Genomic DNA, 10,730 nt, shown 5'->3' with positions numbered 1-10,730 from the left:
CTGTTGCGCGGGCGGGTTGGGACTTGATTCTGTTCGAGCCCCCATCCTGCACGTCGCGAATAATGGACGAAGGCAGAACCCGATCTCGGAACAATGGGTTGTGCGAGAACGACCACAAGCGCGCTCGGGTTGTACGCAAAGGCTTCCGTGTCAGCCTACCGCTTTCCTTATCCCGGTCGCAATGGCTGGTCCCGAGGCCACACTACGCGAGTGTGCGCTGGTCATGGACAGATCGAGGGCCCTTTAGGTTGGCAATTCTTGTTTGCCATGGCACGATTACCTACACCAAAGTGCACCGCCCCCGCGTAACTCATGATGAACATCAGGAACCAGCACGCGAAGGCTTTCATGTCGGTCAGCGACGAGACGCTCACGCGGTTCGTGAGCATCTTGTTCAAGCTCAAGAAGGAGGGGAGGAGCGCAGAGGCGGCCATGACCTTCATCCAACGCCAGGCTGCGGAAGCCAAGGGCGACCAACCGTTCGCCCATACCCTGATGCCGGGGCCGAAGTAAGGCGGTCAGGTCGTAGACATGTTTCAGCCGCCCGAAGAACTAACCGATGACGCGCTTGCCGCCCAGGCGGCCGAGTGGCGCCGCCGCGCGCTGCACGGCGAGCACGATGCGAACGGGCGGGCGCATGTCTTGGAGCGCGAGCTGCGCAGGCGCAGTGGAGCGTTGAGCACACTGGGTGCGGACCTGCGTGCGCCTATCGGACGCCGCGCACCCTGGTGGGCATTCTGGAGGCGCTGACGATCGACACCACCTTCCACCACGTCCCCGTCTGGACTCAAGCTCAAGTCATCAAGCGTCTGCCGATCGATCTGCTACCGGCCCTGACTCAATCGACGCGCCCCTTGATCAGTTAAGTATTCGCGGCCTTTGCGGTCCGATGCCACCAAGCCGTTAGACCTCAGGCGATGTGATACGCCAGTCGATTCGTCGGGAGCCCACTTGCCTTCGTTTGCCAGCCTCTGCAACCGATTCCACTGCGCGTCATTGAGTTGAATTTTCTTGGCCATGTCCCGTCTTGCATGTGGCTATAGCTTCTGGAGCGTGGGGGCCGTCAGGAATCGTGAGGCATTGCTCTCATTCGCCGCCGGTCAGTCCATTCTCGGATGCTTGCAATTCTTGCGCCGCCTCGCGGACCGACATCAAGTCAAGACTCCCATCAACTGACAAATGTCAATGCGCGCATCCGCAATGGGCGCCTAGACTGACTGACCGTACAGGCGACAGCTCGAGTCGCCGGTCAAGTTCGGCGTTGTCGCCTTGCCAGGTTCGTCATCTCGTACGGACCGGTGTCTTGTGCGATTTCAAATGGAGCTACGACTATGAAACTTGCTTTACCCGCGTTGGTGATTGCAGTCTCCGGGTGCGCCAGCCAACCATCATCTCCGCCACCCTCAGAGGTTCGTCCCGTCGGTCAAAGCCAGCTTGCCCCGAAGGCCGCCGCTGTATGCGTGGCGCAGAAATGGGGGGCAACTTCTGGACAGACGGTCTATATACAGTACGTGTTCGCGAACGAGACGGCATTCGATGTCTTCGTTCCAGGCCAGCAACCGCCAAGCGGCTCGGCCGCCCTCATACGCCCCGCCCCCAGTGGCACTGGCTCGGCAGTGAGTTTCCGCGGTCCCGCGGTCAGTGCGTCTGGCGAAATAGGCCAGTGCGCCTGAAGGATCGCCGTCGCCGTGCGCGTGATTGACAAACCTCAACACGCTCTCCGGCGAGGGACAGATAATTTCTCTCCGCTGGCGCTTTCCCCAGTCAGCGTCAGGTGTGTCTCACCGCCTCTCTTCTGAGAAGCCACGACGCCTTGGATCAGTAGGGGATATGCAGTAAGCAGACACCGATCTTGGCTGAACCGGGATCAGAAGGGAACCTCCATGAAGACGAAGATCCATACCTTGATGGCCTCATTGGCCTTCGCTTCCGCCGCCCTCCTGGGCGCCGCGGGCACCGCAACAGCAGCTGACGAATGGTTCGTGCTCGGTGAGCAGACCATCAAGGCCGCCGATCCCAGCGCGCAGATCAAGAGCGCCGGCGGTCGATGGGAAAAGGACGTCAAGCAGGTCAAGCTCTCTGCCGAGGGCGCTGACGTGCAGATCACGCAGCTCGTCCTCAACTGGGACAACCGCAAAGATGACACGCTCACGAATGTCGGGATCCTGAAGGCGGGGGGACAGACCGCTCCCGCGGATGCTCCGGGACGCAAGGGGCGCCTCACGTCGGTGACGGTCCAGTACAAGATCATGGGCAATGCACCGTCGGCCACCCTCAAGGTCTGGGGACTGGACTGAGCGGTCGCCCGGCTGATGACGCGCTTCAACCCCGATGCCAGCTGGTGCAAGGTCGACGTGCCTGGCAGTTGATCAGGGCCTGCGTTCTCGATTTGCGCGATTTGCGCGCCGTCGTTTCGATTGGCTCGAAGGAATCTGTTCATCAAGCGCCTCACGGACGAGGTCAATCGGGGCAATCCTCGCGCGTAGTCGGCAAACTGGAGCGCATGGGCGAAGGCCAGATCATGTTCTGGCCTTCCTCTTGGTCGCCGTCGCAGTGGTCGTCACGGGTTGCGCCACGTTCGCTCGTCGCTGTATCCGGTGATCAGCGCGTCGTACATGCAGGGGCGGTCGAGCCCTCCCCGTCACGATGAAATTGCGGGCACCGCAAAAGGTCAGAAGCGCGTTGGTCATCGACTTGCGAAGTCGCCGCATCTTGACGGTTGCCGCCTTGCGCAAGTACTCGACGTCGCCGTCGCCACGTTCATGCAGATCCTTGGGCTTCAGTCGATGGCCGTTTCCGCCCGCTCCTTTCCGTGCAGTCGGAGAGAGCGCCCTGACCAAATCGACGTCCGAGGTATCGAGCTCGAAAGCTGCGTGGAGAATGGCCGTCACTTCATGCGACGGAGCCGAAAATGCACAAACTTGCAGTGGTCGAGTTCAAGGCGTTCGTGCCGGCGAAGGAGACTTTGGGCTGTCAAAGCGTTTCTACACCGACCTCGGGTTCCTGGGGGATCAAGGCGCCGTCAACGACGACTGCAACAATCGCAGAACGACCGTCTGCCGCTCGGTCAGCAGCGGGCGTCCGCCAGACTCCGAATAGTGGTTGATGGTTTCCAGAAGCAGCATGTCGCCGCCGCGCTTTCCTGTCCGACGGCGCACACCAATCAGGGTGCTCCTGGCTTCGATGCGCTCGCCCACGCGGGCCAGCGAGTGGATCTGAACCTTGTTGCCGCCATTCATTCCGCCCGCCGCGTTGAGGCCGAAGCGCTCCGCCAGATCGCGGCCGATCTCGTTGACGCCCTCACGCCCTTGTGAATTGGCGTCTTCACTCAATGGATAGCTGTCAGGCTTGGCTTCCAGCCCGTGCAGGGGAAACAACGGCGGCGCCACGACCTCGCCCCACGGGGAAGCAGCGGCGGCTTCCGGGTCGAAGTGCACGGGCTCAAGTCCCATGACGGCTTGTGCGAACAGCCTCAGACGGCTGAGATCGATAGGGTAGAAAGATTTGCGTTCATCGATCTGTTTGCCCAGCCACGCATTGATGCCTGGGCCGACGTCAGGATCGAGCGCGGTCGCTTCTTGTGAGAGGCAAAGCTCCGCCGGCGGTTCTATGCCCAGGCCATCGAGCATGCGCGAGCCGTCCTGCGCGACAACCATCACAGCTTCGCCCGCGGTCGTCAGTTCCCCACGGTCGAGGTTGCAAATCTCGACCTGTACCGACACGAAGTGATGCGCACCAAAAAGCTGACTCCGCGTCACATAGCCTTGCACGCGCAATTTCTCGCCAACACCGTCCTGCCCGACGAACCGGTAGTTGACGCGCCAGAGCCAAGCCTGTGGAAATGACTGGCCGAGAAACTGCGCGATCAGGTGTTGCTTCAGCGCGCCATTGATGACCGTTGAATCGAGTTGCGCGATGTCGCGCGTGTACTGCTGATCGAAGTGGATCTTGTCCCAATTCTGCTGTGCGGCGAGCCAGCGCAGGATGTGCGTGCTGGTGAAGCGCGGCTTCTCCAGCGGTGCAAGGGGTGTGTCGAACATCGATCGTCCTCGTTCAGGCCGCTACGGYAAGGCCCGCGTCAACGGGAGATGCAATGGCGGGCGCGGAAGTAGCACACCACACGGCCCGAGTTGCGACGAGCTGGTCCACCTCTACTTCAGTCAAACCCAAATCCCGCACAAGCACGTCGCGGGTGTCCTCGCCGATTCCCGAACCAGCCTTGACCACAAGGCCGGGCGTTCGAGACATCTTCGGCACGATGCCAGCCATCGTGACCTCGCCGAGCGTGGGATGCGGAATTCGGAGCAGCATGTCACGGGCGCGATAGTGCTGGTCTTCGAAGATGTCGGCGATGGTGTTGACGCGCGCCACGGGCACTTCGGCCTCGAGCAGCAGAAGTTGCACTTCATCCGCGCTACGCGCCTGAGTCCATTCGGTGACCAGGCCGTCGACTTCTTCCACGCGTGAACCGCGGGCGAGCTGGTTGGCATAGCGCGCATCGGTGGCCCATTCGGGATGGCCGGCCGCCGCGGCCAGGCGCCGGAAGATGGCGTCGTTGTTGGCGGCAATCAACACCCATTGCCCGTCGCTGGTCGGATACAAGCTGTTGGGCGCCGTGTTCATCAGCCGCGGGCCTTGCCGCATGGGGATGGACCCAGTGCGCTCGTAAGAGGGAACGACCTCTTCCATCTGCGAAAACGCGCTCTCGAACAGCGTCGCATCGATCATCTGGCCCAGCCCGCTGCGCGAACGCTCGTACAAAGCCATCATCGTCCCAAAGGCGGCGTAGACAGCCGTGAGGTAGTCGGTTGTCGGCAAGGAGCAGCGTGCCGGCGGGCGGTCGGGATCGCCGGTAAGGTGCCGCACCCCCGCGACGGCGTCGCAGATGGCGCCGTAGCCCGGCAAGTCGCGGTAGGGGCCGGTCTGGCCGTAGCCGCTGATCCGGACAGTCACCAGACGGGGGTTGCGCGCACGCAGCACCTCCTCGCCGAGTCCCAGGCGGTCCAGCACGCCGGGGCGGAAGTTCTCTACCAGCACATCGGCCTTGTCCAGCAATTGCAGTGCAATGTCGCGTCCTTCAGCGCTCTTCAGGTCTAGCACGATGGATTGCTTGTTGCGGTACATCGACGTGCCGTAAAGCGAGACACCGTCGACTTGCGCCCCGAAGTTTCGGCCGGGGTCGCCTTCCGGGGTCTCTATCTTGATGACGTCCGCGCCAAAGTCGGCGAGCAGGCGCGCGCAGACCGGGCCGGCGATGGTGGAGCAAAGTTCGACGACGCGGTGGCCGCGCAGCGGGCCGGTCTTTTCGGGAGCGTGCGAGTTGGTCATGACAAGATCCTGGTGAGTAGGGTTTACTTCTGTACGAGATGCGGCAGCTTCTTGGCTACTTGCTTCCAGTACGCCGTGTCGGCGCGCAGCAGGGCCTTGAACTCGTCGGGCTTGTTCCACGCGGGCTCGGCGCCACCGGCGCGAATCTTCAGCGCCAAGTCGGGAGTCGTCATGACTTTCTCGGCCACGCCGGCCAGTCGGTCGAGCACGGCCTTGGGTGTGCCGGCAGGCGCCATCAATCCGTACCAGAGACTGATGTCGTAATCGATGCCAAGCTCGGTGAAGGTGGGCACGTCGGGCAAGACGCTTTGCCTCTTGGCGGAAGTGACGGCCAGCGGCTTGAGCTTGCCACCTTGTATCTGCGGCAGGAGCACGGGGAGCAGCGAGAACACGGTGGTGATCTGGCCGCCGATCGCGTCCGTCGTCGCAGGCGCGCCACCCTTGTATGGCACGTGCAGCAAGCGCATCTGGGCCTTGTCGTTCAGGAGTTCCACGTACAGGTCGCCTTGCGCACTGCCAACCGAAATCTGGTCGGGCGCTGCCCTGGCAGCAGCCAGCAGCTGGCTGCCGTTGTTGAATGGCGCCTTGAGATTGGCCGCCAGCATGAAGGGGACGCGCGAGACCAGGCTGAGCGGCTCGAGCCCAGCGAGGGCATCGAACGAGGGCGCCGGGCCGAAGATCGGGTTCAGCACCTGCGCCGAACTCGCAAACAGCAGCGTGTGGCCATCGGCCTTGGCCCTGACGACGAGTTCCGCGGCGATGTTGGTGCCTGCGCCCGGGCGGTTGTCGATAAGGACCGCTTGACCTACCTCCTTGGTCAGTTGTTCGCCGAATATTCGCGCCATTCGGTCGACGCTTCCGCCGGCTGGGTACGGCACGACGATCTTGATGGGCTCAGTGGGGAAGCGCTCTTGCGCGGTCGCTTGCGATGCCGTTGTGACGGCGAGAAGCACCAGGATGCCTGCCCGCGCGACGCTTAACAGCAGATGAGTAGGGGTCGTCATGTCGTCTCCAGTCTCGGTGGTAATCAGGCCCGTGAGGGAGTCGGGCCTGCGATGAATGCAGTTTGGGCGTAAAACCCAAACAAGTCAAGTATCTTGTCTATTTTGAGAGTCTCTCATTGGAGAACTCGACAAGCGGTGCTACATTTCCAGCATGTTTACCCGAGCACAATTGAACGCACTTCAGAAGTCCCGGCGCTACCGGATGGGCCGCCTCTTCCTGCTTGCACGCGATGACTTCATCGCGCGCGTGGCCAGCAAGATGGAAGGCGCAGGCGATGTAGTCCTGCACGCCCGGCGCGGCCTGCTTCCCTTCATCGATGTTGAGAACGGAACGCGCAGCATCGATCTCGCGCGGCACCTCGGCGTGTCCAAGCAGGCTGTCGCGCAAATGGTGCGCGACCTGGAAGCGGATGGCCTCGTCTATCGCGACGCCGACGCGGACGATGGCCGCGCCTCACTGGTTCGCTTTACCGAAGCGGGTCTGGAGTACCTTTTCCGGATGAACAAGAGCATGCTGCAGGTCGAACGCGAATACGAGCGCATGCTCGGCAAGGACGAGATGGAACGGGTGCGCGCCGCATTGACGATGATCGCTTACCCTGACGATCATCCGGAGGAAGCGGACGGTGGCGCCACGTAAGGTGCCCGCTCGATCATTCGCCTTGTTCGGCGCCCAGCTTCATCGTGCGTGCGAGGGTGCGGTAGGCCGCCCAGGAGCGCATGACGGCCTGCTTCAGTTCCGCGCCCACGAGCGGCACCTCATCGACGGACAATGTGTTGCGAACGAACTTCATCGGCACGGATTCGCTCACGGACGCCGTTGCCAACCGCGCAAGGGTATCCACCACGCCCTGCGGCGTACCCGTCGGGGCCAGCAGCATGTTTGATTCGATGAGATCTTCGTAGGCAGGCCCTTTGAAGCCGACTTCCGTCCATGTCGGCACGCCGGGCAACAGCCTCGAGCGCTGGCCGGCAACGATGAGGATCGGCTTGACCAGGCCTTTTTGCAAGCCTCCGCCCATACCGGCCAACGTCCCTGCACCCATGTCGAGGATGCCCGCGTATAAGTCAGGAAGCATCGACACCGTGCCCTTGTAGTTGACGACAGTGAAATCGCCGCCGGTATCCCTTGCCAACTGGTTCAAGCTCAGTTGCCACCCAGATCCCACGGCGAAGTTGCCGACGTTGACGGGCTTGCGCTTCGAACGCGCGATGACGTCGTTGATCGTTTTGGCTGGATGGTCCTTGGGCAGCACGGCTACCAGGGGTCCCACGCCCATCGAGGCGACCGGCACGAGGTCCTTGTCGGGATCGACCGGAGGAGCTTTCAGCAGCACCGGGCCCAGTGCCATCAAGCTCTGCGGTGTCATGAGCAGCGTGTGGCCGTCCGGCGCCGAATGTGCAACCGCCGCACCTGCAACCATCCCGGCGGCGCCCGTCCGGTTCTCGACGGTGACAGGCACCCCGAGTTTTGCCGAAAGGAAATCCGCATAGGCCCGCGCGGTGACATCGATCGAACCTCCCGGTCCCTGGGACACGATGATCCGGATCGGTTTAGTCGGTTGCCAGCCGCCCGGCTGGCTCAGTCCGATGGCGGGCCAGCCGAGCGCCACGGCGCCTGACACGAGCACGCGGCGACGCGTCGGACCTACTACTTCGTACGATGAGTTCACTTTCCAGTTCCTTTTCGCGGGAGATCAAATAAACTGGGAAACACGATGGTTTCCCGACTCACGCCTCTTCCGCCATTGGCCGCGCTGCGCGCCTTCGAGGCGGCAGCGCGACATTGCAGCTTCACACGTGCAGCCGAAGAATTGTTCGTGACGCAAGCAGCCATCAGTCATCAGATCAAGGTGCTTGAGGATTGGGTTGGCTTTGCGCTTTTTCGACGCATCAACAACAAGCTTTCGCTGACCAGCCAGGGAGAGAGCTACATCAAATCGGTGAACGACGGGTTCAACGGAATTCGCGACGGCACTGCAACCCTGATGCGCAAGGAAGTCGACACGGTGCTGACCATCAGCGCGCTGCCCAATTTCGCACTGCACTGGCTCGTTCCGCGATTGCCACGATTTAGCGCTGCGCATCCACGTATCGAGCTGAGGTTGCTGGTTCACGACCAGTCTCTGGATCTGCTGCATGACGACATTGATGTGGCCATTCGTTCCATTGAAGACACGACCTTGCTGCATATGGATCACCTTTTCGACACCGATAGCTTTCCGGTTGCCAGCCCAGCGCTTCTGGCCCGCATTCCATTGGACACCCTGGCGGACCTTTCCCGCCATACGCTGCTGCACAATCTCCCAGCAATGGACGACTGGGGAATGTGGGCCAATGAGGCAGGTCTGGTGGACGTCGACCTGCAACGCGGCCCCAAGTTCGATAGCTACGCCCTCACATTAGCGGCCGCTAAGGCCGGGTTGGGAATCGCAATTGGTCGCACTCCCTTCGTACTCGAAGCGCTACGCGATGGCAGCTTGGTCATGCCATTCAAGGTGCGCGTCCGCGGGCGCGGCTGGTGCCTCATGTATGCCGGCGACGACGATCGCCGCAAAAACAAGATTGACAAGTTCAGAACATGGATTCTCGACGAGGCTCGCCAAACGCGCGAAGACCAAGTCTGAAATCCTTCGAGTTGCGTCATTCGAACTCACGCAAAGTCGACTGCCGTGGTCTTCTCGGCTACGGACAGGACCGGCTCGCCGGTCATTTGCGTACGATGCATGACGCGCCGTGACGATTCCGAGAATGGTTCGCGGCGGTGCATGGTGCAGCGGTTGTCCCACACGATGAGGTCATCGGTGCGCCACACCTGATACCAGGCCAGGTGCGGCTGGCGGCAGTGCTCCCACAGTGCGTCGAGCAGCGCCTCGGATTCGGCTACCGCTAACCCGAGGATGTAGGCGTTACGGCGGCGCCCGAGAAACAGACACTTGCGGCCGGTGACGGGATGCACGCGCACCAGTGGATGGCGCGCACCGGGCGTCTCGCGCGGATCGGTCACCTCAGAGTAGCCGCGGCGCACCGCACCCGTGCTGTTGAGGCTTGCGTCATGGATGCAAGTGAGCCCGGCGATGCGCTGCTTCGTGGCTTCAGCCAACGAGTCGTAGGCCGCGTACATGTTGGTGAAACCGGTGTCGCCGCCGCTCGCAGGGATCTCCAGTGCATGCAGGGCGCTGGCGCGCGGCGGAATGTCGTTGTAGGACATGTCGGTGTGCCATTCGGATTCGCCACTGCCCAGCGCGCCGATGGGCTTGCCATTGACCACCACGTTGGAAATGATCGTCACGTAGCGCTCGGGCGAGTCCAGGTCGGAGGTTTCGGTTTGCGTGCCGATCGCGGCCAGGTCCAAATCGCCAAAGTTGCGACTGAAGCTCATCAGCCTCGAGTCATCCAGCCTGCGGCCACTGAAGCGCAGCACGAGATGATCTGCCCAAGCCTGCAAGATGGCCTTGCGGTGAACTTCCGACAACGGTTGGGAGATGTCTACGCCAAACACGTCGGCGCCTAGAGCGGCTCCGGTTGGTTGCACCCGGAGGCCGCTGACTTCGATTCCAGTGGAGCTCATATGCCAATCCTTCTTCATTCGCTGAAGTTTGGATGGTTGCGCGCCCCGGCAGCCGCCGCAAACGAAACTTATTGGGGCGACCCCAAACGAAATGAGGGGGACTGCATCGATGGGGGGCGTCATCGACCAGCGGCATTGCCGCCCGCCGAGTTGCGCCGCAAGCTTGGTCTCGATGCGTTGACGCCCTTGCATCGACACGACCGTGAGATTGCCGGCGTCGTGCTGTTCGCCAAGCAGCCTGCGACCTGCGCGCGTTAACACGCTCTCTTTATCGACTGCGAAGTCGCGAAGACCTACCAGGCCATCGCGCCCGGACGCTCCACCCGGACAGGCTTGGACTGCGCCATGACCTTCGCACATCGCTCTACGTCGGAGCAGACAGTCTGCCTGCCAGGCTGTCCGAGTTCGACGTCGAGCAGTACTTCACGCTCACCAAGGCGGACGTCTCGGCGCTGTGCGAACGGTTTCGCGCCGACCGGCGCGTGCCGGCGGCGATATTGCTTCTGCACCTGCGTGCCAGCGGCCGACCCCTGGACCGCGTCGCCGTCGTTCCGAAGAACCTCCTGCGTACCGTCAGCGACGCCCTGGGCGCGCCCACGCTGACCATCACTAGCCTGCGGTCGCTCTACCAGCGTCGCCCTACCCTCTACGAGCATCAGCGTTGGGCCAAGGACCACCTGGGCCTGCAGGATCTCGACGACACGAAGACCGTCGAACTGCAAGAGCTACTCGCAGTCGCGTCCGACCAGGCGGCCCACCTGGACGACCTCATCGGTACGGCGCGTACCTGGCTGTACGAACGCCGCATCCTGATTCCTGGTTTCCGC

General features: G+C 62.3%; 12 protein-coding genes. 6 read left to right on the top strand and 6 right to left on the bottom strand.

Going from position 1 to position 10,730, the window contains the following annotated elements; genetic code table 11:
• Positions 1-312 precede the first annotated feature (312 nt).
• Together AC1DY5_RS26995 and AC1DY5_RS26990 are read left to right on the top strand one after the other, a co-directional pair.
• Complete coding sequence (locus AC1DY5_RS26995) at positions 313-513, top strand: hypothetical protein (RefSeq protein ID WP_478116377.1); 201 nt, start codon at positions 313-315, stop codon at positions 511-513.
• A gap of 1,370 nt (positions 514-1,883) precedes the next feature.
• Positions 1,884-2,297 carry a hypothetical protein gene (locus tag AC1DY5_RS26990; RefSeq protein ID WP_478116375.1) on the top strand — a complete coding sequence of 138 codons (414 nt, stop codon included), beginning with the start codon at positions 1,884-1,886 and terminating at the stop codon, positions 2,295-2,297.
• 222 nt (positions 2,298-2,519) lie between these two features.
• On the opposite strand, the gene AC1DY5_RS26985 is transcribed toward AC1DY5_RS26990, so the two are convergent.
• From AC1DY5_RS26985 to AC1DY5_RS26970, 4 genes are all read right to left on the bottom strand, one after another.
• Positions 2,520-2,891: a hypothetical protein gene (locus AC1DY5_RS26985; RefSeq protein ID WP_478116373.1), complete on the bottom strand. Its 372-nt coding sequence runs from the start codon at positions 2,889-2,891 to the stop codon at positions 2,520-2,522.
• Between the two features lie 120 nt (positions 2,892-3,011).
• Positions 3,012-4,040, bottom strand: a complete 1,029-nt coding sequence (locus AC1DY5_RS26980; protein ID WP_478116372.1) for an FAS1-like dehydratase domain-containing protein — start codon at positions 4,038-4,040, stop codon at positions 3,012-3,014.
• A gap of 13 nt (positions 4,041-4,053) precedes the next feature.
• Positions 4,054-5,328, bottom strand: coding sequence for a CaiB/BaiF CoA transferase family protein (locus AC1DY5_RS26975; protein ID WP_478116371.1), 1,275 nt, complete (start codon positions 5,326-5,328; stop codon positions 4,054-4,056).
• A gap of 23 nt (positions 5,329-5,351) precedes the next feature.
• Complete coding sequence (locus tag AC1DY5_RS26970) at positions 5,352-6,332, bottom strand: Bug family tripartite tricarboxylate transporter substrate binding protein (protein ID WP_478116369.1); 981 nt, start codon at positions 6,330-6,332, stop codon at positions 5,352-5,354.
• A gap of 169 nt (positions 6,333-6,501) precedes the next feature.
• Between AC1DY5_RS26970 and AC1DY5_RS26965 the strand changes: the two genes are divergently transcribed.
• A complete protein-coding gene (locus AC1DY5_RS26965; protein ID WP_478116368.1) occupies positions 6,502-6,972 on the top strand; it encodes a MarR family winged helix-turn-helix transcriptional regulator in 471 nt (156 codons plus the stop codon).
• Positions 6,973-6,985: 13 nt separating this feature from the next.
• Here the strand turns inward: AC1DY5_RS26965 and AC1DY5_RS26960 are convergent, their stop codons facing one another.
• Positions 6,986-8,005 (bottom strand): Bug family tripartite tricarboxylate transporter substrate binding protein, encoded by a 1,020-nt coding sequence (locus AC1DY5_RS26960; RefSeq protein ID WP_478116366.1) that lies wholly within the window; start codon positions 8,003-8,005, stop codon positions 6,986-6,988.
• Positions 8,006-8,050: 45 nt separating this feature from the next.
• On the opposite strand from AC1DY5_RS26960, the gene gcvA reads away from it, so the two are divergent.
• The gene (gcvA, locus tag AC1DY5_RS26955; protein ID WP_478116364.1) at positions 8,051-8,959 is read left to right on the top strand and encodes a transcriptional regulator GcvA; all 909 of its coding nucleotides are present in this window, start codon (positions 8,051-8,053) and stop codon (positions 8,957-8,959) included.
• A 26-nt stretch (positions 8,960-8,985) separates the two neighbouring features.
• Here gcvA and AC1DY5_RS26950 read toward each other — a convergent pair whose 3' ends face one another.
• Positions 8,986-9,903, bottom strand: coding sequence for a TauD/TfdA dioxygenase family protein (locus tag AC1DY5_RS26950; protein WP_478116363.1), 918 nt, complete (start codon positions 9,901-9,903; stop codon positions 8,986-8,988).
• On the opposite strand from AC1DY5_RS26950, the gene AC1DY5_RS26945 reads away from it, so the two are divergent.
• Entirely contained in the window at positions 9,904-10,161 is a 258-nt protein-coding gene (locus AC1DY5_RS26945; RefSeq protein WP_478116362.1) for a hypothetical protein, read from the top strand.
• A partial coding sequence (locus tag AC1DY5_RS26940) for a DUF4158 domain-containing protein (RefSeq protein ID WP_478116378.1) occupies positions 10,149-10,730 on the top strand: 582 nt, incomplete at its 3' end. The genes AC1DY5_RS26945 and AC1DY5_RS26940, both read left to right, overlap by 13 nt.

The organism is Variovorax sp. P4_D9 (genome assembly GCF_056401695.1).
The sequence above is the reverse complement of the archived record's forward strand: the minus strand, read 5'-3'. Positions and strand labels throughout refer to the sequence as shown.

Bases quoted from the DNA above. Each gene is read 5' to 3' on its own strand.
- AC1DY5_RS26990 (WP_478116375.1), top strand. From the start codon at position 1,884: ATGAAGACGAAGATCCATACCTTGATGGCCTCATTGGCCTTCGCTTCC.
- AC1DY5_RS26970 (WP_478116369.1), bottom strand. From the start codon at position 6,332: ATGACGACCCCTACTCATCTGCTGTTAAGCGTCGCGCGGGCAGGCATC.
- AC1DY5_RS26980 (WP_478116372.1), bottom strand. From the start codon at position 4,040: ATGTTCGACACACCCCTTGCACCGCTGGAGAAGCCGCGCTTCACCAGC.
- AC1DY5_RS26995 (WP_478116377.1), top strand. From the start codon at position 313: ATGATGAACATCAGGAACCAGCACGCGAAGGCTTTCATGTCGGTCAGC.
- gcvA (WP_478116364.1), top strand. From the start codon at position 8,051: ATGGTTTCCCGACTCACGCCTCTTCCGCCATTGGCCGCGCTGCGCGCC.
- AC1DY5_RS26950 (WP_478116363.1), bottom strand. From the start codon at position 9,903: ATGAGCTCCACTGGAATCGAAGTCAGCGGCCTCCGGGTGCAACCAACC.
- AC1DY5_RS26945 (WP_478116362.1), top strand. From the start codon at position 9,904: ATGCCAATCCTTCTTCATTCGCTGAAGTTTGGATGGTTGCGCGCCCCG.